Source organism: Pseudoalteromonas sp. ATL1 (assembly GCF_058933015.1).
In genome coordinates, this window is sequence record NZ_JBZYXL010000001.1 from 967,978 (window position 1) to 990,995 (window position 23,018).

Below are 23,018 nucleotides of genomic sequence, written 5' to 3' on the forward strand. Positions count from 1 at the left end.
ACCTAGTAACTTGAAAGCAAGCGACATTTATATCAAGCTAGCTCGACCAAGAGAAAGGGAACATAACAATGTTAGTAGATGCCAAACCGGCATTGCCAAAAACAGAATCACAGCCAATTGATGCATTGATCAGTCGGATTCAAGCGGGTGACCAAGATGCATTTAAACAATTGTATGTGACACACGAAAAAAGAGTGTACGGACTGTGCTTACGATTGCTGGCATCTCACGAGTATGCCGAAGATGTTACCCAAGAAGTGTTTGTACAGCTATGGCATAAGATTGGTCAATTTCAAGGCCAGTCACAGTTTTCAACTTGGCTACATAGTGTGACCAGTAACATCGCGATAAGTTATCTGCGTAAACATAAAAACTGGTTACAAAAAGTGGTGAGTTTTGAGCAAAGTGGCATGGATGAGCAGTCTGCGGCCATGTGTGCAGGGCTTAATGGGCTAGATAAATTAATCGTGAGGCTACCGGAAAGAGCTCGTTTAGTTTTCGTTTTACATGCGGTAGAAGGGTACCGGCATGAAGAAATTGGCACAATGTTAAATATGGCTGTGGGGTCGAGTAAGTCACAATATCATCGTGCGCGGCAGCTTTTGCAGGAGTGGTATGAAAATGAGTAAGCCAGATTTTGAACACTTTTTGAAAGAATCATTAGAGCAGCCCAAAGAGCTTGCGCCGAGTCGGGAGCTATGGCCGGGAATTGAACGCGCGATTGCCCAAAATAAAAATGTGCAACAGCCAACCTACTGGCCAAAAGTAACGGGGATTGCAGCTTGCGTATTGGCTGGCCTACTCGCCTGGCAGGTGGTGATAAAGCAACCACAGGTGAATAACATGGCTAACATGAGTGCTTTTTTTGAGCAGCAAAAACAAAGTTTACTCGTTCAATATGAAGCGCAGCCAGCATTAATTGCCGATTGGCAAGTGCAGTTGCAAGAGCTTGAAGATGCAGAGCAAGCGGTGAAAGCCGCGCTAAAGAATGACCCTGATAATGCGGCGTTACTAAAAATGCTCGCTCAGGTATATCAACAACAATTAGATTTAATTAACAAGGTGCATGAGCCTCGTTGGCAACAAATTTAGGAGAGTATTATGAGAGCATTATTTGTAGGACTCGCGTTACTGCCACTGGTAACGTTTGCGTCAGAAAAGATTGATGAGAAGATTTCTGTGCCAAAGCAGGGAAAAATCTTAATAGAGAACCAGCGTGGTTATATCGATATCAAAACTTGGGATGAGGACAGCTTCAAAGTAACGGGTACGCTGGATGAAAAAGCAAAAGGTTACACGCTTAAAACGGAAGGCTCAGTGACTGAATTTATTGTGAAGATGCCCAACCAATATCGAGGGTGGAAAAACTCTAGCGATGGTTCAAAGCTGACCATTTTCATGCCCAAAACCAGTGAATTGGATTTGGAAGGGGTGAGTGTTGATGTGACCGCCAGTAAACTGCTTGCGGGTACCCGCATTAAGACCGTCAAAGGTGATATTCAAGCATCTGATTTAGAGGGCAAGATCTCTTTACAAACGATAAATGGTGACATTGAAGGGGCGCGATTAAATGGCACCATTCACTATGAAACCGTGAATGGTGGGATCAGTGATAGAAACTCAAATGGTAAAATCAGATTTAATGCTGTTAATGGTGACATCAAGAGTGACACAAACGCACAAGACATACGTTTAGAAAACGTCAATGGTGAAGTCGATTTGCGCATGAATCAGCTTTCAGATCTTCGCTTAAATACCGTCAATGGTGAAATTGAAATACATGTTAAAAGCTTAAACGATAAAGCCAATATCAATATGAATACGGTTAGCGGTGATGTCATGCTGTATTTCCCTGAAAATATTTCAGCGAGGTTCGATATTGATATGCACGCTGGTGGTAATGTTATCAATGAACTAAGCGATGATAAGATGAAAAAAGCCAAGTATGGTCCATCACGAGAATTAGAGTTCGTATTAAAAGATGGCAATGCTGATATCGAAATTGACACGGTCAGTGGCCATATTGAACTTAAAAAACACTAATCAAGATTGCATGCGGCTTTTCATCTAAAAGCCGCATGCAAACGCATTTACCTCATCAATTCCCATATTGCGTTGCACTTATTGGTTAAGCAGATAAAATAGTCCTCTGACTTTCAAATTATGCAGTGTTATGGCCAAATCAGATCTTCAAGTTGATACTCTAAAAGTTCCTCCTCATTCGATAGAAGCCGAGCAATCCGTACTTGGCGGCTTGATGCTCGACAATCAGGCTTTTGACAGAGTCGCAGAGCTGGTTGTTTCTCACGATTTTTATACTCGCACGCATAAGCTTATTTTTGAAGCGATGGAGAAATTGGTGGAAATGGGTAATCCCATTGATTTGATCACCATCTCTGAAAACTTAGAAAAGAATAATCAATTGGCGAATGTGGGCGGTTTTGCTTACTTAGCTGAGATCGCCAAAAATACCCCAAGTGCTGCGAATATTGACGCATATGCAAACATTGTACGTGAGCGTGCCGTTATACGTGAAATGATTGGCGTGGCCAATGAAATCGCTGAGGCTGGTTTTAACCCTGAAGGGAGAGATAGTCATGAGCTCCTTGATTTAGCCGAAAGTAAAGTATTTAAAATTGCAGAGCAACGTACTAAGAGCACGGAAGGCCCGCAAAGCATTCATAGCATTTTAGAAAAAACGGTCGATAAAATTGAAGAACTATATCAGTCTCCACAAGATGGTGTAACGGGTGTTAGCTCTGGGTATGCGGATCTAGATAAAATGACAGCGGGTCTGCAGCCATCAGATCTGATCATTGTTGCTGCACGTCCTTCGATGGGTAAAACCACGTTTGCGATGAACTTGGCAGAACATGCGGCCATGACACAAGATAAGCCTGTTTTAATATACTCGCTGGAGATGCCCGCAGAGCAGATCATGATGAGGATGCTGGCATCACTTGGGCGAATAAACCAAACCAAAGTGCGTACTGGTCAGTTGGACGATGATGATTGGGCAAGGTTGTCATCAACCATGGGACTGCTCATGGACAAAGGTAAAATGTATATTGATGATGCCTCTGGTTTGACGCCAACGGATGTGCGCTCAAGAGCGCGTCGTATTGCCCGAGATCATGGTGGGATCAGTATGATCATGGTGGATTATTTGCAGTTGATGCGAGTTCCCAGTTTGTCGGACAACCGTACGTTAGAAATCGCGGAGATCTCGCGATCATTAAAAGCGCTTGCCAAAGAATTACAGTGTCCAGTTATCGCTCTGTCACAGCTCAACCGTACGCTAGAGCAACGTGCCGATAAACGCCCTGTTAACTCGGATTTACGTGAATCGGGCTCAATTGAGCAGGATGCCGACTTAATCATGTTTATTTACCGTGATGAGGTATACAACGAAGATAGCCCAGAAAAAGGCGTCGCAGAAATTATCATAGGTAAGCAGCGTAATGGCCCAATTGGTAAGGTTAGGTTAACATTCCAAGGGCAATACTCTCGTTTTGATAATTACGCAGGTCCTGCGGTAGACGACGAATACTAGGAGAGTCGCACATGAAGTTGGCGGCGGCAGAAATTAACCTTTGCGCACTAACACATAATGTGGAACACATAAAAACGCTGGCTCCAAACGCACAGATCATGGCTGTATTAAAGGCCAATGCCTATGGTCATGGTCTAGTTACTATTGCACAGCACCTGAAGAATGTGGATGCATTTGCTGTGGCGCGCATCGATGAAGCACTGGCACTTAGAGCGGGCGGCTTGACCAAGCCTATCGTGTTATTGGAAGGTTTTTTTAACGCTGATGACATTCCGATCTTGCTTGCGAATAATTTCCAAACGGTTATCCATAACGAATACCAATTGAAAGCGCTGGAAAGTGCCAGCTTAGATGCACCAATAGCTGCTTGGCTTAAGGTTGATACGGGAATGCATCGTTTAGGCATTGAACCGGAGCAATTTGAGCATTTTTATACTCGCTTAAAAGCATCACATAATGTCAAAGATAATGTGAATTTAATGACGCACTTTTCCTGTGCCGATGATACGCAGAATGACAAAACACAGAATCAACTTGATAAGTTTAAGGCTTTGGTTCAAGGCAAATCAGAATCTCTATGCTTAGCTAATTCTGCGGGCATTATCGGTTGGCCACAAAGCCACAATGACTGGATACGCCCAGGTTTAATGCTCTATGGTGTTTCACCGATGCAACATGCCACAGGTCAAGAACATGGCTTACAGGCTGTAATGCGTTTAACAACGCGCGTAATCGCAATTCGGAATTTGCCGGCAAATGAACCCGTTGGGTATGGTGGGCGTTGGCAAAGCGATAGACCAACCAAACTTGCTGTAGTTGCTATGGGTTATGGTGATGGTTACCCCCGCCATGCAAAGCAGGGAACACCAGTGATGATCCGAGGACAACGTTTCGGTATTGTCGGCAGTGTGTCCATGGATATGATCACGGTCGATATCGGTGACAATGATACCGGTGTTCAAGTGGGTGATGAAGTGGAAATGTGGGGACCAAATTTGCCTGTGGAAGAAATTGCGCTCTATGCAGATACCATACCTTATGAGTTATTGTGTAATGTAACGCCTCGGGTGAGTTATGAGTATCTCAATGCGAGCAGTAAGCGTTAATCATTAATCCAAGTTGAGTGAAAATATGTGGCTACAGAAAAAGATTGTACTTAAAAAGCGGCAAAGAGGGTTTCACCTTATCACGGAAGAGCTATTGACGCAGTTACCGGAACTCAGAGAGATTAGGGTCGGTTTGCTACATATCTTCATTCAACATACGTCAGCTTCATTAGCAATTAACGAAAATGCCGATCCCTCAGTCAGGCAGGACATGGAAAGTCATTTTAACGTGTTAGCGCCTGAGAATGCGCCTTACTATGTTCATACTTATGAAGGGCCGGATGATATGCCTGCACATATTAAATCCACGTTGATCGGAAATAGCCAAAGTATTCCAATTACCAATGGTCAATTGAATTGGGGGATATGGCAAGGACTGTACTTGTGTGAACATCGTGACCATGCTGGCAGTCGAACTCTCATTGTTACGATGCAGGGAGAAGCCATGTAATTCATGGCTATTCCGATTGAAAAAAACCTTAAAGCTTGTCGAAGCTGACTTCAATATTGGCGTTACCATCATCTGACGTAAATGGCATAATGATCTTTGCACCATCGCATTTGTGTGTAATGGTGTGGTTTTTTCCAGACACGACAATGGGTGTAGCCATTTCAAACTCATAGCCTTTCTCACCCAATAAATTTTTTGCACCACCCGTAACCATGTTGGTAATTTCACCAACCATATCAGTTACTTCTTCATTAATTGAATCAGGTCTTTCACCCAGCATTCGCTCCATGATAGTCAGCGCAAGACTTTCATCAAAAGTGATAGAGAATGAGCCCTTTGTTTGCGGCCCAACCATACCAATTAAGCCAGATACATCCCCTTGAGCAACTTCATCTTTTTTGATTTTAGGCTTTCCTGGCGTTAATTCCGTCTGCGCCATAGTTGCCAATACATTGATCAATGATGACAAAAAGGGGTTAATAAACTCTACTTTCATATGACTTCCCTTAACTCCATATTATTTTAGAGACAGAATTTTAGTGTAGTGTGGTTTCGCATGAGATGCACTTACTCTTTGCATTTTTCACATTGACCGTGGGCTTCTACCGTTTGTGCACTCACGGTAAAGCCTTTCTCTGCAGCTAAGTTATTTAATTCATGAGAAATAGCATCAGAATGTAGCTCGTCGACATTGCCGCACTTATCACAGATCAGTAGCTGAACTGGGTGTATATGATCAAAGTGGTGGCACAGCATGAAAGAGTTAGTGCTTTCAATTTTATGAATAAAACCGAGTTCGGATAAAAAATCTAACGCTCTATAGATGGTGGCAGGTTTAGCTGCCGACTCAGTGACTTTTAACTCTTCAAGTAAATCATAGGCACCGACACCGCCTTTTTTCGTGGCCATCAAGCGAAATACTTTCTCTCGGATAGGCGTAAATCGTGCGCCTCGGTTTTCACACACTAACTTTGCTTTGTTAATCAATCGCTCTACATTCATCGTTCTTGCCCTTCCACTTGCAAGGCAATACTAACACATTCTTTTTAATAGTCTTATATTCGAAGAAAGTTATTATAAAAATGCATTATCTGGGCTGCTTTTTTATACCTAACTTACCCCGTGTCGGCCATGCCTACCCAGCTTTCAAATTCATGGTATGGCATCGGCTTACCAAGCAAATAGCCTTGTCCAATGTCGCACCGGAAACCTTCTAATACCTTTAGCTGCGATAATGTTTCTATGCCTTCTGCAACCACTTTGATGCCGAGCGTGTGCGACATTGTGATGATTGAATTAACCAATTCGCTGGCTTCGCCACTGGTAAGGAGGTCATTAACAAAGCTCTGATCTATTTTTAAAATATCAAAAGGATATTGTCGTAAGTAGTTGAGTGAGGAGTAGCCCGTACCAAAATCATCCATCGATATCACGAGTCCGAGCTGATGTAGATTATTTAGGGCATCCTTGACATCTTCGTCACCCGAGAGCAAAACACCTTCTGTAATTTCTAGTTCCAGTAATGAAGCCGGAATATTTGATTGTTCTAGATACTTTTCAATATCATTAATGAGATTGTGATCCTTAAATTGCCTAGGCGATAGGTTCACCGCTATTTTGAAAGGTTTGTCTAATAAAGTGTGCCACTTTCTCGCTTGTTGTGTGGCAGTTTGAAGCACAAATTTACCTATCTCAATGATCTCTCCAGTGCTTTCGGCAAGGGGAATAAATTCGTCTGGCGGCACAAATCCCAATTCACTATTATGCCACCTGAGCAGTGCTTCAGCGCCAATAAGCTCATTCGTTTCTAAGCAAAACTGGGGTTGATAGTAAACTTCAAATTCATTTTGACATAATGCTTTTCTAAGTTGCTCTTCTAATTCAAGTCGTCGAGATAAGTCTTGGCCCATCTGTTCTGTAAAGAATGAATGGGTGTTACGACCCTGTTGTTTAGAGTGGTACATGGCCGAGTCAGCTTTGCGTAATAGTTCACCTGGCGTGGTGCCATCAAGTGGGTATAGCGCAACACCTAGGCTCAAAGAAATGCGAAATTCGCGATTATCTATTTTCAGCGGTGTACGAAATTTTCGTACCAAGTTGGCCGCAATGGGCTCGACGTCTTCTAAATTATGGATGTTGCCCAAAAGCACAACAAATTCATCACCACCGAGACGGCCAACAGTGTCTTCTAACCGTAGCAGTGTTTGTAATCTTTTGGCACACGCGATCAGTAATTTGTCACCTGCATCATGCCCAAGAGAATCATTCACCTTTTTAAAATCATCGAGATCAATAAACATCACCGCGATGTTTGAATTGTTGCGAGTGGCTTCTTTTATATGCTGAGTCAGGCGCTCCATGACTAAGAATCGATTGGGTAAGTTGGTCAGTGCGTCAAAAAAGGCATGGTGAAAAATCATGTCTTCTTGTTGCTTTCTATGGGTGATATCTCTGACCACAATGACAATGTTTTCAGACAAGGGCATCATTGAGAGTCTCGCTTCAAAAAATTTAGTCTGACCATTGATTGGCAATGGATACTCTATATGTGAGAGAGATTTATTTTTGCGCGCTTCAGCGATGGCATATTTAAAGCGCTTTGCGATGTCTCTAGGCAATAGCCCTGGCAAATTATTACCAACGAGCTGATTTTCACGAACATATAAATCTGCATGATTACCACTGTGGAACTCGATGATGTTGTCTTGAGCATCCACAACAAAAAATAGGTCGGGTAACGCTTCAAATATGCTTTCTAGTAAATTGTGTTTAGCCAGTGCATATTGTTCCGCCGCTTTTTGCGCAGCGACCTTTTCTTGGAGGTTGTCGGCCATGCTGTTGAAACTGTCAGCAAGCATTTTCAACTCTCCATTGCCTTTGATGTTTACCCTATGATCGAATTCAAGATTCTGTAGCTTTTGCCCAACAAAAATCAGTTGCTGTATTGGCTTATGAAGAAAAACATATGCGAATAATGCAATAAAAGTGAGTAGCAACATGATCAGCAGCGCAACGATCGCGCTTCTGGTTAATGTGGCATCTATCAGGTTTTGTATTTCTGGGTGAACGTTATATTTGGTGAATAATACACCTAAATTATTTTGCTCGCTCTGCAATGGTGCATAAGCATAGTAACTATGCACTATCTCGTCGTAATCAATGAAAGTTTGCTTTGATGCCACAATGCGTTGAATTGTACTTTCGGTGATATGCCTATCTATTTGTGTATAGTGAAGTGAAATTTGTTCAGGAAAAGCGCCCGCAATGATATGACCGTTTGGTGCGATGACAGACAAGTTTTGGTAGTTGCCACTGTTCATTTTAGTATTAATGGCCAGTTGAACGTTGTCGAGTCGGTTGGCTTCTATTTCTTGCTCTATTTCGACTGTTAATGAGGGCAGCTCACGCTTTAATGCGGCTCTGCTACTGTCAAGTAATGTCCCTAACTGAGCATAATAAGTATGTAAAGTGATAATGACTGAAAAAAGCACGAGCACCAGCGCAGCGAGTACGCTAAGCCAAAGCTTGATGTTAATTGAGTATAAAACTTTCATAGTGCTAGGCTCATTGCTCTGAGTAAATATACAACAGACACCGACATAACCAAACGCTGTAAAGAGAGAGTTATGCTCTGCTAAGTCTAGTCTAGAATGGAGAAATGTACTTATAGTGTTTAAAAGGCGCTGCAAACTCTTGGTAATGTCCTTTTAAACTCAACGGTTCATAGAGATAATATTGCAATTCAACACCATCTATTGATTTTAATAGATAGCATTCGCATAAGTTTAGATAAGGACTATTCATGCAAATAGATCTCCACTTTGGTATGACTTGGGTTGTTGCCAAAGCAGCTGGGTTTACGAACGAGCAAGCTCAAACCATTGCACATGCTGCTCAGTATGTTGATGACGCAACCAATGAAGGGTTGATTCGATTCGATAATGGCGCTGCCTATGAACGCATTACAACCGCCCACAAAATGCTGGACTACAGAAATTTGCAGAGCCTCAAAAATAGACAAGTTTGGGTGCCATTTCACTTTTTACCTGGTAATGCTGGTTTGCCAGCGGGCAGTAACCCATCCGGGCGCTTTATTCATAAGCTAGTTTGCAAGCCTAACTCATTCGTAGCCAAAGATATGGTGAATGAGTGCATTGCTGAAAAACATAGGCCTTATGCACTACACCTTCTGGGTATCACATCACACGTGTTCATTGATACTTGGGGTCATCAAGGATTTGCAGGCGTAAACCACGAAATCAACAATGTCCGAGATATCAAAGATCACAATGGTCATATCGATGCACATTGGACTGAAAAAGTAGCTAACTACTTTAAGAACATCCTCCAAGATGATTTACCTAGCTTGGGGCATGGACAAGCTTTGTCTAATCCTGATTTACCACATCAACATTGGAGTTATATCAATGGATTAGGTGAACAAGTTGAGCGAAATAACCCGATTGATTTCTTAGAAGCCGCGGACGAATTGTGTAAGGTTTATCAATTATATCTTGGTAAGCCCCAGCAGGGGTTGAGTGATAGTCTCAAAGAAAAAATCAGTGTTTGTTTTAGTGATTTTGGTATGGACTGCGAAGAGGAGCGCCTAGCACTCTGGTTAGAAGCCATCGCAAGAGATGAATTTGGTGTAGGCGATTATCAGTTATCATATATTGCAAAAGGCAAAGGTTCATGGAAACACGCAGCGCTGGGCACTGAACTTCATCTCGGTGACGAAGATGAGTATGTATTTACTCAGTCGTTTTTATCATCCGATTGGAAGCTTTTTCATGATGCGGCGAAACAACACCGCCTAACTATCATTGATGTCATTTTACCGCGCTACGGTATTTGTGTTGCGTAAAAGTGAAAGTGGCCTTGTTGTATACAAGGCCACTTATTGATTGTATTGGTGCATACAAGGATTTAAAGTTGGTCCTATACAAGGAATGATTTAGAAGGCATTACTGTGAACAAGTATGTACTACTTTTATCTCTCATATCACTCTCCCCCTTAACTCAAGCCGCTAATTTAATTGAGCATGAGCAAGTAAAAAACCAAACCTATTGCTTTGGATTTGTGTTTGCTGACTACGATTCATGGCGTCAGCGGATGGCCTAAACGATAAGTGTGTGTCGGTTAAACATTTTGTTGAAGTACGAGCCAAACATAATATCCCATATAAACTGGTGCTATATCCCAATGACAACTACAGGCTGACAAAACACAAAGAAGAAGCCAATAAAGAATTGGTTAATTGGTTCAAAAAGTATTTATGACACGAATTATACAAGGAAGATTGATTGTACAGGGTAGGGGGGACTTAAAATGGTGGCCCCTCCCAGACTTGAACTGGGGACCTAACGATTATGAGTCGTGTGCTCTAACCAACTGAGCTAAGGGGCCATTTTAAACATCACGGTTGTGAATGTTAAGTGTTTACTTACTTTGTGTCAGTAAGCGGGAAGCAGTATAAAAACTTTTAAAAGCCTTGTCACTAGCAAATTCTATAAATTTAACTATCTGTAAATCAAATGGTTAAATTTGCGTCAATTACATATCCCTAGATATAACAATTTTAGTTGTTTTTATTATGGGAATAAAGAAAGCCGACAACTGTCGGCTTTCTTGAGAGAATGGTTACAAACCTAGTTTTTTCTCTAAATAGTGGATGTTTGTACCACCATTTTTGAAATTCTCATCCGCAAGGATCTTTTTATGTAGCGGAGTGTTTGTTTTGATACCGTCAATAACAAGCTCATTTAACGCATTGCGAGCGCGGGCAATCGCCACATCACGGTTTTCACCGTAGGTGATCAATTTACCGATCATTGAGTCATAATGCGGTGGTACAGAGTAGTCTGCATAAATGTGACTATCCCAACGAATACCTAAACCGCCAGCAGGGTGGAATCGCGTGATTTTACCCGGTGATGGAATGAAGGTATCAGGATCTTCGGCATTGATACGACACTCAATTGCATGGCCACGGATCACAACGTCATCTTGTGTAATAGACAGAGGCTGGCCGGCAGCAATTTTTAACTGTTCTTTGATTAGGTCTACACCAGTAACCATTTCTGTTACAGGGTGTTCAACCTGAATACGGGTGTTCATCTCAATGAAGTAGAATTCACCATTTTCATATAAGAACTCAAATGTACCTGCACCGCGATATCCGATCTCGATACATGCACGCGTACAGCGATCACCGATGAACTTACGCATTTCTGCTGTGATACCAGGTGCTGGCGCTTCTTCAACTACTTTTTGATGGCGACGTTGCATTGAACAGTCACGCTCACCTAGATGAATGGCGTTACCTTGGCCGTCAGCAAGTACTTGTACTTCAATGTGACGTGGGTTTTCTAGGAATTTTTCCATGTAAACCATGCCATTACCAAAGAACTGCTTTGCTTCTTGTTGCGTTAATGCGATTGAATCTACCAGTTCAGCTTCGCTGCGAACTACACGCATACCACGACCACCACCGCCACCGGCAGCTTTAATGATCACAGGGTAGCCGATGCGTTTGGCGATTTGAACATTACGCTCTTTATCATCTGTGAGTGGGCCGTCTGAACCCGGTACACATGGTACGCCAGCTTTACGCATTGCTTCGATAGCAGAAACTTTGTCACCCATTAAGCGAATAGTGTCGCCTCTAGGGCCAATGAATATGAAACCGCTTTGCTCTACTTGATCAGCAAAGTCTGCGTTTTCAGATAAGAAACCGTATCCAGGGTGAATTGCAACGGCGTCAGTCACTTCTGCTGCTGCGATAATACGCGGAATATCCAAGTAACTTTCTGAAGCTGCTGGTTTACCGATACAAATTGTTTCGTCTGCAAGTAATACGTGCTTGAGATCACGGTCAGCAGTCGAATGGACTGCGACTGTCTTGATGCCAAGCTCCTTACAGGCACGCAATACGCGAAGTGCAATTTCACCTCGGTTCGCAATGACTACTTTGTCTAACATAGCATTTGCCTTCTATTGCGTGATTATTCAATGATGAATAGCGGTTGGTCGAACTCTACTGGCTCACCATTTTCAACTAAGATAGCTTTGATAACACCTGCTTTATCCGCTTCGATCTGGTTCATCATTTTCATAGCTTCAACGATACATAATGTGTCGCCAACTTTCACAGACTTACCCACTTCTACGTAAGCTGGCGCTTCTGGTGAAGCAGCGGAGTAGAATGTACCTACCATTGGAGAAAGTACTTGGTGACCTGCTGGTGCAGTAGGAGCCGCAGGCGCTTCAGCGGCGGCCGCTGGAGCCGGAGCTGCTGCAACTGGAGCCGGAGCTGCTGCAAACTGCTGTGGTTGAGCAACGATTGGTGCATTGCTATAACGATTGATACGTACTGATTCTTCACCTTCGGTGATCTCTAGTTCAGCAATACCTGATTCTTCTACTAATTCGATAAGTTTTTTAATCTTGCGAATATCCATAATGACCCGCCTGTTAGTCTAAATTTGTTTTATTTTCTGTTGTGCAACCGACTGAGCGCAGCGTTAAGTGCTGCTTGATAGCCCATTGCCCCTAATCCGCATATCACGCCTTGCGCCACGTCTGAAAAATAGGACTTATGGCGAAACGGCTCGCGTGCATACACATTACTGAGATGCACTTCGTAAAAAGGTATATCTACACTTAGCAAAGCATCCCTCAGCGCAACACTGGTATGTGTAAAGGCTGCAGGGTTGATGATAATGGCATCGATTTGTTGCCAAGCATCATGAATTGCTTCAATAAGTTCTGCTTCGCTATTGCTTTGCAGATGAGAGAGAGTGACATCTAATTGTGCTGCTTGTTCATGTAGAGCGCTGATCAAATCAGGCAAAGTTTGTGTACCGTACGTTTCTGGCTCACGGCGTCCAAGCATATTAAGGTTTGGACCATTTAAGACTAAAATCTTTAACTTTGCACTCATAATCCGCGAAATCCCTTAAATAAGAAAACAAACAGTCTGTTTTGTAAAAGATGACTCTTAACTTAAGCTGTTAAAGTTAAAATAGCAACTTTTTCTCACTTTAGCTGTGTATTATAGATATTTCGGGGTAAATAGCAGCAAAATACTGGTCTAATCAGAAGGGAGGTACCGGCCACATTGGGCCGGTATGGTTAAAATTTGTGTTATTGTACTGCTTTTTGCACTTTCTCTAAGTGTTCGGTGAAGGCTGTAGGGCCCATAAAACCAGTAATTCGGAGTTCAGTGAGCTCGTTACCTTGTTTATCAAAGAACAACATGGTGGGAAGACCAAAAACATTGAACTTTTTCATGATTTCTATGCTTTTCTCATCATTTTGCGTCAAATCTAACTTTAAAAGCGAGAAGTGCTGGAATTGCTTTTGTACCGTTGGCTCAAAAAATGTGTATTTTTCAAACTCTTTACATGCAACACACCAATCAGCATAAAGGTCGACAATGGCCATTTGGCCATTGTCGTTCGCTTGCTCAATGGCGGCTTCTAATTCATCGAGGCCATTAACAAGTTGAAACTTTTTCTCACCTTGCACTTGTTGGCTGATATTGATTGTTTTATTAGGCCAAATGAGATGTTTACTCAACATCAGCGAACTCACTAATAATGCACTTGCGATAGCCCACAGAAGGGTTCTAAATTTGCTGGCGGCTTGCTGGCTTTGCCAGTGGTGAATGTACAGGGCAGTTGCCAGCATCAACGCACAGCTTAACCATAAAATAGTATCAAAATCGACAATACGCTCTAGTAAAATAAGCGGCACTACCAACATGATAAAACCAAATAAGGTTTTAACTTGCTCCATCCAAGGGCCGGCCTTGGGTAATAACTTACCACCAGAAGTGCCAAGTAATAGTAATGGTAAGCCCATGCCCAAACTTAACGCATATAAAGTAATACCACCGATGAAATAATCGCCGGTTTGTGCGACGTAGAGTAATGCGGCAGACAGTGGCGCGGTGGTACAGGGTGATGCGATTAAGCCAGACAGGACTCCCATTGCGAATACACCCACATAATTGCCGCCTTTTTGCTGATTGCTCATAGCGGTTAGGCGATTCATCATGCCGCTGGGGAGTTTGATCTCATACCAACCAAACATCGACATAGCGAGTAGTACAAACAGTAAACTAAAGCTGATAAGCACAGCGGGGTGTTGGATATAACCTTGAACTTGCCCTCCTAATGCTGCAACGACTAAACCCAGCAATGCATAGGTAACCGCCATCCCTTGTACGTAAACGAAAGATAAACTAAACGCTTTTTTTGTAGATAGTCCTTGTTGGCCCGCTATCAAACTCGACAAGATAGGAAACATAGGGAATACACAAGGGGTAAATGCTAGCCCAATACCCACCACAAAGAAGATTGCTAAGTTGGTTAGCAAACTTTGTTGAGCGAGTTGCTCAGTAAATGAAAGCGAGGAACTGGGTTCATCTATTTTATTTGATGATACAGGCTTTGCTTTCATCGACGCGCTCTGTGTATCATCGACCATGGCTAAGGGGCTTAGGGGGATAGTGACAACCTCAGGTGGATAACATAAGCCCGCTTCAGCACAGCCTTGATAGCGTATCTTTACCACGGCATCGTTACCAATGTTACTCAGCTTAGAGACGACTGAAAATGAATTGAAATACACTTCAGTCTGGCCAAAAAACTCATCCTCTATCATTTTGCCTTTGGCGTATTCTGGTACTTTTATGTCGGCATTTTTGGCGATGATTTCGAGCTTTTTCTTATATAAGTAATAACCCGGCGCAATATCCCAGCCTGTAAATAAAATATTGCCCTGCTGATCAAAGTCGAACTTAAACGCCTCGTTAACAGGTAAAAACTGGGTCTGTTTTGGGGCTATCAGGCTATCGAGAATGTCGTTATTAGCGTGAACTGGCAACAACCAGAATAATGAAAAAATAAACAGCAGCGCGCGCATTAATTGAGTACCTCATCCATCCAGTTAAAGTAAGCCAAATTGCCACCCGAGATGTCAATGACCTGTATTTCAGGCACATCATAGCTGTGCAGCTCCTTGATCTCTTGGATCACTTTATTAATTTTGTCTGACTTTGTTTTTATCAGTAACTTAAATTCGGTTTGTTGCACAACTTCATCTTGCCAAAGGTAAATTGACTCAACGCCAGGCAAAATATTGATACATGCAGCAAGCTTCTGCTTAACTAAATGCTTTGCTAGCTTTTGTGCTTCGTCTTTGCTTTCACAAGTGCTCAAAACTAACTTGTATTGAGGAGTCATGCTTCATCCCATTCATTCGTGAATAATCTTTTGCCATAGTAGCCCAAACCTTCTTTTAGCCCAAGTGTCTATAGATTAAAGAGAAACTTAAAGTAAATAGGAGATGAGCTTGGCCAAGCTTGAAATGAGACCGAATGACCCATATTTAAGTTTCATTAAATTAGGAGAAATTATGTTTCGAATCTTATTTGTACTGTTCATTGTGGTGCCCATTATTGAGATCGCACTGCTTATTCAAGTCAGCGATATAATTGGTGGGTTCGCAACCATTGCGTTGGTAGTCTTAACCGCAGTGCTAGGTGCAAAACTGGTGAAACAACAAGGCTTAAGTGCTTACACCAATGTACAAGGGCAAATGGCGCAGGGGCAAATGCCAGCCAGTGAATTATTTTCGGGTTTATGTGTGGTGATTGCTGGTGTGATGTTAATGACACCTGGGATCATGACTGACGCCTTAGGTTTTATGTTACTAACGCCCGCTATTCGTGCTCGTTTAGCCAAGCTGCTTATCAGCCAAGTGACGGTAAAAATGCAGTCAAATATGCACCAGCAGCACAGTACATTTAAAAGCTCGCATCATACGTTTGAACAATTTGAATCGCGCGATGTGCATCGTGAAAATAGCCGACCGTCATCCTCAAGCACCATTGAAGGTGAATTTGAGCGAAAAGATTAAAAAATTTTCACTTTTTTACTTGGGTTTTAAAAGTGCCATCCCCATAAATGATGGCAACTGAATTTATAAGTATTTTTCTGTAGTCGTTCAGAAACTGTTAGGAGAACATAACAAATGAACATTCGTCCTTTACATGATCGCGTAATCATCAAGCGTCTTGAAGAAGAAACAAAATCTGCTGGCGGTATTGTATTAACTGGCTCTGCGGCAGAAAAGTCAACTCGTGGTGAAGTTATCGCTGTAGGTAATGGCCGCGTGCTAGACAACGGTGAAGTAAGAGCGCTTGAAGTAAAAGCCGGCGACACAGTGCTATTTGGCTCTTACGTTGAAAAAACTGAAAAGATCGAAGGTCAAGAGTACCTGATCATGCGCGAAGATAACATTTTGGGCATTGTAGGCTAATCCTACTTTTCACTTTTCAAACTAACCAAATTTAATAGGAATTTTAATCATGGCAGCAAAAGAAGTTTTATTTGCAAACGATGCTCGTACAAAAATGCTTGCGGGCGTAAACATTTTAGCAAATGCAGTACGTGTAACGCTTGGTCCTAAAGGCCGTAACGTTGTTTTAGACAAATCATTTGGCGCACCAGTGATCACCAAAGATGGTGTATCTGTAGCGAAAGAAATCGAACTTGAAGACAAGTTTGAAAACATGGGCGCACAAATGGTTAAAGAAGTAGCGTCTAAAGCAAATGATGCAGCGGGTGACGGTACAACTACAGCAACAGTACTTGCACAAGCTATCGTTAATGAAGGCTTAAAAGCGGTTGCTGCGGGTATGAACCCAATGGACCTTAAGCGTGGTATCGACAAAGCAGTGGTTGCAGCGGTAACTGAGCTTAAAGCATTGTCAGTGCCTTGTGCTGACACTAAAGCAATTGCACAGGTTGGTACTATTTCAGCTAACTCTGACAGCGAAATCGGCGACATCATTGCAAACGCAATGGAAAAAGTAGGCCGTGAGTCAGGTGTTATCACTGTTGAAGAAGGTCAATCACTAGAAAACGAACTTGACGTTGTTGAAGGTATGCAGTTCGACCGTGGTTACCTATCACCTTATTTCATCAACAACGCTGAAAAAGGTGCGGTTGAATTAGACAACCCACACATTCTATTAGTAGATAAGAAAATCTCTAATATCCGTGAGTTGCTGCCTACGTTAGAAGCGGTCGCAAAAACCAGCAAACCACTACTTATCATCGCTGAAGACCTTGAAGGTGAAGCGCTAGCTACATTAGTAGTTAACAACATGCGTGGTATCGTGAAAGTAGCTGCGGTTAAAGCCCCTGGTTTTGGCGACCGTCGCAAAGCCATGCTACAAGACATTGCAATCCTAACGGGTGGTACAGTTATCTCTGAAGAGATTGGTCTAGAGCTTGAAAAAGCAACGGCTGAAGACCTAGGTACGGCTAAGCGCGTTGTGATCACTAAAGACGACACAACTATCATTGATGGTGCTGGCGAGCAAGCGGCTATCGACGGCCGTGTTATGCAGATCAAAGCACAAATCGAAGAAGCAACGTCAGACTACGATAAAGAAAAACTACAAGAGCGCATGGCAAAACTAGCTGGCGGTGTTGCAGTAATTAAAGTGGGCGCAGCCACTGAAGTAGAAATGAAAGAGAAAAAAGACCGCGTAGAAGATGCACTGCACGCGACGCGTGCAGCGGTTGAAGAAGGCGTTGTACCGGGTGGTGGTGTTGCACTAGTACGTGTTGCTAGCAAGCTTGCTGAACTACAAGGTGACAACGAAGACCAAAACCACGGTATTAAAGTAGCACTTCGTGCGATGGAAGCACCACTTCGTCAAATCGTGTCTAACGCGGGTGATGAAGCATCAGTTGTTGTTAACAACATCAAAAACGGTGAAGGTAACTACGGTTACAACGCGGCAAACGGTGAATACAACGACATGATCGAAATGGGTATCCTTGACCCAACTAAAGTAACGCGCTCTGCACTACAGTTTGCAGCATCAGTAGCGGGTCTTATGATCACAACGGAAGCAATGGTTGCTGAACTACCTAAAGACGACGCAGGCGCACCTGATATGGGCGGCATGGGCGGCATGGGTGGTATGGGCGGCATGATGTAAATAAACATCTCCTCCTAAGCACTTAACGCTTTAGAAAAACCCTAGCATGTTGATGTTAGGGTTTTTTTTGTATCTGTAATTTGCTAAAGCGTCATCATTTTAGGGTATAAAGTGGGGTATCAACTTAACGCCCATGTGTTGTTTCTAGAACAGAAAAGTGCGCTGCAAAGCTTTGTATTACTTTCTTTTAGTGCCTAATGTTAGGGGAAGTAGACACGTCCTCGATAGAATATGTAGCCGTATTTTCGATCTGAACGGCATTAAATACGACCCAATCTAATTGCTCCATGTCACAATCACTGACGGGTGAAAAGCGCTTACAATAATATCGCAAGCGCTTCTTTTATTCGTAAATTAAGATTTATCGCTCAAACAGGTTGCGTTCGGGCGTTGTGAAATTCGTCTCCATACTCCCCAAGCGTCCTCGGCGAAGGCTTTACTTGGTGCCTGCCCCCCAACAATGTACCACTCATTGCGATATTCATGGCAGTCGAGTGCGTCTATAACGGTGTTACCGGGTTGGTCATATAGTTGACTAGGGTCCCAATAGCCATCTTTTACTGGAGGTGGTGGGGTATGTGGTCCTTGCTCAAACAGACATTGTTGACTGTCAGTCATACTAAACTTTAGTTGAGCACTTAATGACACATAGCTTTCATCAATACTCGCTTTGAGTGTTGCAAGCGCATCATTTGCTTCATTTATACAGTTTAATGTTCCATCACTGGTATTAAATTGAGTGAATTGACCTTTAACATCAACAGCAATTTTATTTTTTGACAAGACAAATTCATTCACATCGGATTGGCCAGTTTCATTGTTGGCGACAACAAGTACAGTTTTTTGTGTCTCATTGTAAAGGTAGAACTGTTTTTTACCCTGTTCATCGTACGGGCCGCCTTCGCCTAATTCGTAAATTGGTAGGCTAATAATAATGCGTTCTAAGACTTTACCGAATTGGCTTTGATATGAGATTAAACTATTGGTACTTATGTTATCAAAAACGGCCTTAGCAGCAGACTTAGCGTTATCTATGTTCTTTTGTGAGTAAAAGCCATAATTTTGCAATAGTTCTAAGTAGTTGTTGATATCATTCCAACTGAGTTGTGTGTCATAGTGGTTTCCTTGGCGCGCGGCTTGAGAAAGCGTATTGGTCACATCAGGGATCTGTCTAATATAGCGGGCACCGAAGTCATTTTGCTTGTGGAAGCAAGTCCAATCGTCTTCTAAATCTTGTTCGATTTCCACGCAGTGATCAAAAACTTCCTGTGAGCGTAGTACTTGATCTTTTGCTGCATAAGGCCCTCGGTTGTACATAAAAGACATAAGCATAGATAGTGCGTCAGGATCTTTAGATTGCTGTAAAAAGAGATGCATTGAATCTTGAGATGAATCAGAACCTTGGTTCCAAGGTAATGAGCCACTTACTATTGCTAGTGCAGAGCCGTTGTAAAAACCGCTGCTCAAAGATGAACCGAGTATATTGCGAGCTGGTCCCGTATGTGAGCTTAATACCGTTTTTGGATCAAGGTTTTTAAACGGAATAGGGAACCCGCCTCCAACAACGCCCTGCAATTCTGACCAAGCGCTGCCGGGGTATTCGATTTGTAGTACACCATCATCTTCTTCAACACCACTAGGCAGGTCCTTACCAAGAGAGCTTTCTTGTAGGCCTTTTGATACAAAGTAGTTTGGATTCATTTGTCGTTCGAAATAGTCACCGAATAGTTCACCTGTCGCGAACGGTTGGGATAAATCAAACGTACCACTGGTGCCCTTTTTTAAGCCGTATTGCATTTGTACACGGCTCGACGCACTGGCATGGGCAAAAGCGAGTGCCCACAGCTTGTGTTCGGTAATAGTATTTGAGGATGGAATACCTCGTACGCTTAGGTTTATCTCGTTTGGAAACTCAGCATACCAATCAATGTGGTAAAACTGACCAGGTTTGTTACAACCTTCTCTATCAATATCATATCCTCCATCGGGAGTTTCTATGATCTCACAGTGGTAATTCACGGTTATTTTGTCGGCAAGCAAAATACGGTAATCCACATTGCCGTTATGAGTCGGCAATAGCTGGCGATATTGAGCCAAGTCAATTGTTTTTATTGCTGATACTTGAGTGCTTATGCTGAGCAACAGCGCACTACAAATAGAGTGAAGATGTATTTTTTGCATATGTTAGTTTCTCATGTTGTATCGAAATATATTACTTTGACATCGCTGTCAAAGGTATAAAGTATACAAGTTTGATCAAAAAACATACTATGTAAAGGTTTTCAATTCACTTTTTATTGCAAAGTTAACTCGGTTTACTTTTAAGGTATAAGGATATCAACCATTTAGGTGCAGAGTTTGTAGCCTTTGCTGATTTTTTGTTCAGGAGTTTGCTGTGTTTGTGAATTTACTAGTGCTTACAAATTGCTGTTTGTTGTATATAAATCTTTTGATTATTGTGGAGCAAAGCAATTAAAAGGGGCCTTGTTGATCAAATCAGGAGATGAACCTCAAACTCGGGTTTTCACCCTTGAGGCTGATATGCAGGCAGACCTAGCCTGTTCATGGTGTTTATCGCCTTCACTTTAACCATGGTTTCTGTGTGCTGATTGTTAAAACTTCGACTCTTCAGCTTGTCGCCCATTAGCTGCTTAAAGCGATACATCGCCGTCTCGGCGAGTGAACGAAGGTGATAGCCAGAATCAACTTTCCATTGCTTTAAGCCTATTTGACGCGTCATAAACACCGTATGATCCCTCGGATGACATTTGCCCCAATACTGTGCATTTTCTCTTGGAGGTGCACGTAAAATCGCTTTCTTTGCAGCCACTTCGTTATAGCAACTGCGAGTATCATAAGCTCCATCCCCTGTGACTCTATCTATATTTCTACGTAACAGTCGCAGTAAATCACAGAGCGCTTCGCCATCCGATACTCGTACCATTGACAGCTCAGCACTCACAATATCATGGTTTGCTGCATCAACTGCTAAATGCAGCTTTCGCCATGTCCGACGTTTACTTACATGGTGTTTGCGTGTGTGCCATTCACCGTTACCGTACACTTTCAAGCCGGTACTATCGACAACAATGTCCGTGAAACCTTTACTCGTAGAGGGCCGATACAGGACTGACAAGGTTTTACTTCGCTTACATAAACAGCTATAGCCAGGAGACCCTAAGGTCGTATTCATGATATTAAGCAAGGAGTTAACAAAGCCCTCCACAGCAGGGTGAGAGCATACTTCGTTAACAACCATTAACCGAAGATAAGCTCTGCTCTAAATTCATCGTCAAAACTAGCCCGAACGCAGTAAAAATAGGTCCAAATCGCTTTTTAGAAAACCCTAACACATTGATGTTAGGGGGCTGTGTCTGAAATTTGCTCAAGCGCCATCATTTTAGGGGTATAAAGTGGGGTATCGATTTAACGCCCATGTGCTGTTTTTAGAGAATATCAGATTACCCACAGATAGAGAGTTGAAGGTTTATTCCTCCACTTCAATAATTGAAATTTCGTATGCATATGGTCCTTTTGGTTTCTTCCCTACCTTGAATCTTAGTTTGTCTCCAGGAGCAGGCTCCTTTGTTTTTTCGGCTAAGTCTTGGTAGTGAAAAAATACATCCTTTCCCTTGCGTCTTCTGATAAACCCAAAGCCTTTAAATGTGTCATATGTGGTTACAATACCTAGCTCTATTTCGTTAGTCATGCCAATACCTTTCTATTGTTGTGACCTGATTAAAGTGTTGTTTTAATGCCATTCTGAGTTTCTTCGCTAAAGCTTTATTTGTGCGAGAAAGAATGCCTAATTTATATAGCTGTTTATTATATTGCTTCGCAACATCTATCCGTTTATGCTTTATTTTAGGGATACTAAGAAGCTTGTAATGAATAGTTACTATCTTTTTTGTAGTATATTTATCAAATTCAGGAAGTATATTCGATAGTCTTTGTCTTAAGCCGTCACTTTGCTTGTGACCAAGTCTATTCAATTTTGCAACCTTTCCAGAAGCCTTGCCCCACAGTTCATGATACTTCTCACTGGTTCGCTCAGTTCGATATAGCTTTTCTGTTTCATAAACAAGTTGCCTAATGTACTTTCTCTCCTTTTTCTTCAACTTGGGCGTACTATGTTCCACCCAAAGACCTGTGACACAAAAATCTCCATTAGGTGTGTCACGGTATTCAACCTTTAACTTTTTATTGTTCTGTCGTAAATCATATTTCTTAAAAAGGTCAATAACCACCTTGATTGAGTTAGTCACCTCTTCTTTTTTGAGATTTTCGCCGGATGATAACGTTACATCATCTAGTAAACGTGAATATGATATTCCCCGTCCCCTCAATATCGAAACCACTCTATATTCACTGTTAAAAAAGATAAGATTAGCTAGATATGTAGAAGTACAAGCACCCTGAGGTAATGCTCCCTTGTATGTCGTTACACGAGCCAACAACTCAGCTACCTCATTGGGGAATTTGAACAAGTATTTATAAACGTCATATATATACGATTCTTTTACATTATCAAAAAAACGCCTGATATCGAGACTGATTAAAGTTGTGGCTTTGGAATGAATAAGAGCATTTTGGACATAGTCGCGTTTTGAGGTGCTTTTAATTCCACCTTGGAGGTATTCAGGGTACTGTACTTTCTCAAAAATTCTGCGGTTTATTCTTTTTTGTAGTTTCTTGAGTTCAAACTTAGGTTCGCAAACAGTTCTCTTTCCATCAGATATTAGAAACTCAGTGTATGAGTTATCTGAATCTGATGCTATTGCTCTAAGTTTAAGCTCAGTAATCCCTAAGGTATTTGCCAGAATAGCAACAGAACCTATCGGTTTATGGGGGTAATAGGGTTTATCCATAAAAACTTCCTTTTA

General features: G+C 42.2%; 23 protein-coding genes and 1 tRNA gene. 11 read left to right on the plus strand and 13 right to left on the minus strand.

Annotated elements, in window-relative coordinates:
• Positions 1–68 precede the first annotated feature (68 nt).
• The 6 genes from AC5FX4_RS04255 to AC5FX4_RS04280 all read left to right on the plus strand — a co-directional run bounded on the left by AC5FX4_RS04255 (position 69) and on the right by AC5FX4_RS04280 (position 5,110).
• Positions 69–629, plus strand: a complete 561-nt coding sequence (locus tag AC5FX4_RS04255; RefSeq protein WP_493605248.1) for an RNA polymerase sigma factor — start codon at positions 69–71, stop codon at positions 627–629.
• Positions 622–1,092, plus strand: coding sequence for a hypothetical protein (locus tag AC5FX4_RS04260; RefSeq protein WP_493607770.1), 471 nt, complete (start codon positions 622–624; stop codon positions 1,090–1,092). The genes AC5FX4_RS04255 and AC5FX4_RS04260 overlap by 8 nt, the downstream gene beginning before the upstream one ends.
• Positions 1,093–1,101: 9 nt before the next feature.
• Positions 1,102–2,043, plus strand: coding sequence for a DUF4097 family beta strand repeat-containing protein (locus AC5FX4_RS04265; protein ID WP_493605249.1), 942 nt, complete (start codon positions 1,102–1,104; stop codon positions 2,041–2,043).
• A 130-nt stretch (positions 2,044–2,173) separates the two neighbouring features.
• Complete coding sequence (dnaB, locus tag AC5FX4_RS04270) at positions 2,174–3,553, plus strand: replicative DNA helicase (protein WP_493605250.1); 1,380 nt, start codon at positions 2,174–2,176, stop codon at positions 3,551–3,553.
• Between the two features lie 11 nt (positions 3,554–3,564).
• Positions 3,565–4,659 carry an alanine racemase gene (alr, locus tag AC5FX4_RS04275; RefSeq protein WP_493605251.1) on the plus strand — a complete coding sequence of 365 codons (1,095 nt, stop codon included), beginning with the start codon at positions 3,565–3,567 and terminating at the stop codon, positions 4,657–4,659.
• Positions 4,660–4,684: 25 nt separating this feature from the next.
• On the plus strand, positions 4,685–5,110 hold the full coding sequence (locus tag AC5FX4_RS04280) for a secondary thiamine-phosphate synthase enzyme YjbQ (protein ID WP_493605252.1): 426 nt from the start codon (positions 4,685–4,687) through the stop codon (positions 5,108–5,110).
• A gap of 28 nt (positions 5,111–5,138) precedes the next feature.
• On the opposite strand, the gene AC5FX4_RS04285 is transcribed toward AC5FX4_RS04280, so the two are convergent.
• The 3 genes from AC5FX4_RS04285 to AC5FX4_RS04295 all read right to left on the minus strand — a co-directional run bounded on the left by AC5FX4_RS04285 (position 5,139) and on the right by AC5FX4_RS04295 (position 8,664).
• The gene (locus AC5FX4_RS04285) at positions 5,139–5,606 is read right to left on the minus strand and encodes a chemotaxis protein CheX (protein ID WP_493605253.1); all 468 of its coding nucleotides are present in this window, start codon (positions 5,604–5,606) and stop codon (positions 5,139–5,141) included.
• A 71-nt stretch (positions 5,607–5,677) separates the two neighbouring features.
• Positions 5,678–6,112, minus strand: coding sequence for a zinc uptake transcriptional repressor Zur (gene zur / locus AC5FX4_RS04290; RefSeq protein WP_493605254.1), 435 nt, complete (start codon positions 6,110–6,112; stop codon positions 5,678–5,680).
• Between the two features lie 113 nt (positions 6,113–6,225).
• Positions 6,226–8,664, minus strand: coding sequence for an EAL domain-containing protein (locus tag AC5FX4_RS04295; RefSeq protein ID WP_493605255.1), 2,439 nt, complete (start codon positions 8,662–8,664; stop codon positions 6,226–6,228).
• A gap of 248 nt (positions 8,665–8,912) precedes the next feature.
• On the opposite strand from AC5FX4_RS04295, the gene AC5FX4_RS04300 reads away from it, so the two are divergent.
• Together AC5FX4_RS04300 and AC5FX4_RS04305 are read left to right on the plus strand one after the other, a co-directional pair.
• Positions 8,913–9,974 (plus strand): DUF6765 family protein, encoded by a 1,062-nt coding sequence (locus AC5FX4_RS04300; RefSeq protein ID WP_493605256.1) that lies wholly within the window; start codon positions 8,913–8,915, stop codon positions 9,972–9,974.
• Between the two features lie 105 nt (positions 9,975–10,079).
• Positions 10,080–10,232 carry a hypothetical protein gene (locus AC5FX4_RS04305; RefSeq protein ID WP_493605257.1) on the plus strand — a complete coding sequence of 51 codons (153 nt, stop codon included), beginning with the start codon at positions 10,080–10,082 and terminating at the stop codon, positions 10,230–10,232.
• Positions 10,233–10,440: 208 nt separating this feature from the next.
• Here AC5FX4_RS04305 and AC5FX4_RS04310 read toward each other — a convergent pair.
• From AC5FX4_RS04310 to cutA, 6 genes are all read right to left on the minus strand, one after another.
• A tRNA-Ile gene (locus AC5FX4_RS04310) sits at positions 10,441–10,517 on the minus strand.
• A gap of 234 nt (positions 10,518–10,751) precedes the next feature.
• The gene (gene accC, locus AC5FX4_RS04315) at positions 10,752–12,092 is read right to left on the minus strand and encodes an acetyl-CoA carboxylase biotin carboxylase subunit (protein WP_493605258.1); all 1,341 of its coding nucleotides are present in this window, start codon (positions 12,090–12,092) and stop codon (positions 10,752–10,754) included.
• Between the two features lie 23 nt (positions 12,093–12,115).
• A complete protein-coding gene (accB, locus tag AC5FX4_RS04320; protein ID WP_493605259.1) occupies positions 12,116–12,571 on the minus strand; it encodes an acetyl-CoA carboxylase biotin carboxyl carrier protein in 456 nt (151 codons plus the stop codon).
• A gap of 29 nt (positions 12,572–12,600) precedes the next feature.
• Positions 12,601–13,053: a type II 3-dehydroquinate dehydratase gene (aroQ, locus tag AC5FX4_RS04325; RefSeq protein ID WP_493605260.1), complete on the minus strand. Its 453-nt coding sequence runs from the start codon at positions 13,051–13,053 to the stop codon at positions 12,601–12,603.
• Positions 13,054–13,256: 203 nt separating this feature from the next.
• Positions 13,257–15,041 carry a protein-disulfide reductase DsbD gene (locus tag AC5FX4_RS04330; protein ID WP_493605261.1) on the minus strand — a complete coding sequence of 595 codons (1,785 nt, stop codon included), beginning with the start codon at positions 15,039–15,041 and terminating at the stop codon, positions 13,257–13,259.
• A complete protein-coding gene (gene cutA / locus AC5FX4_RS04335) occupies positions 15,041–15,361 on the minus strand; it encodes a divalent-cation tolerance protein CutA (RefSeq protein WP_493605262.1) in 321 nt (106 codons plus the stop codon). Before cutA ends, AC5FX4_RS04330 begins: the two co-directional genes overlap by 1 nt.
• Positions 15,362–15,533: 172 nt before the next feature.
• On the opposite strand from cutA, the gene AC5FX4_RS04340 reads away from it, so the two are divergent.
• The 3 genes from AC5FX4_RS04340 (at position 15,534) to groL (ending at position 18,135) form a co-directional block, all read left to right on the plus strand.
• Positions 15,534–16,037, plus strand: coding sequence for an FxsA family protein (locus AC5FX4_RS04340; protein WP_493605263.1), 504 nt, complete (start codon positions 15,534–15,536; stop codon positions 16,035–16,037).
• 114 nt (positions 16,038–16,151) lie between these two features.
• On the plus strand, positions 16,152–16,439 hold the full coding sequence (locus AC5FX4_RS04345; RefSeq protein ID WP_070986334.1) for a co-chaperone GroES: 288 nt from the start codon (positions 16,152–16,154) through the stop codon (positions 16,437–16,439).
• A gap of 49 nt (positions 16,440–16,488) precedes the next feature.
• A complete protein-coding gene (gene groL, locus AC5FX4_RS04350; protein ID WP_493605264.1) occupies positions 16,489–18,135 on the plus strand; it encodes a chaperonin GroEL in 1,647 nt (548 codons plus the stop codon).
• Positions 18,136–18,489: 354 nt separating this feature from the next.
• Here the strand turns inward: groL and AC5FX4_RS04355 are convergent, their stop codons facing one another.
• The 4 genes from AC5FX4_RS04355 to AC5FX4_RS04370 all read right to left on the minus strand — a co-directional run bounded on the left by AC5FX4_RS04355 (position 18,490) and on the right by AC5FX4_RS04370 (position 23,003).
• Positions 18,490–20,316 (minus strand): hypothetical protein, encoded by a 1,827-nt coding sequence (locus tag AC5FX4_RS04355; protein ID WP_493605265.1) that lies wholly within the window; start codon positions 20,314–20,316, stop codon positions 18,490–18,492.
• Between the two features lie 343 nt (positions 20,317–20,659).
• Positions 20,660–21,394: an IS5 family transposase gene (locus AC5FX4_RS04360; RefSeq protein ID WP_493605266.1), complete on the minus strand. Its 735-nt coding sequence runs from the start codon at positions 21,392–21,394 to the stop codon at positions 20,660–20,662.
• Between the two features lie 228 nt (positions 21,395–21,622).
• Positions 21,623–21,844 carry a retron Se72 family effector protein gene (locus AC5FX4_RS04365; protein ID WP_493605267.1) on the minus strand — a complete coding sequence of 74 codons (222 nt, stop codon included), beginning with the start codon at positions 21,842–21,844 and terminating at the stop codon, positions 21,623–21,625.
• Entirely contained in the window at positions 21,837–23,003 is a 1,167-nt protein-coding gene (locus AC5FX4_RS04370) for a reverse transcriptase family protein (protein ID WP_493605268.1), read from the minus strand. The genes AC5FX4_RS04365 and AC5FX4_RS04370 overlap by 8 nt, the downstream gene beginning before the upstream one ends.
• Positions 23,004–23,018 lie beyond the last annotated feature (15 nt).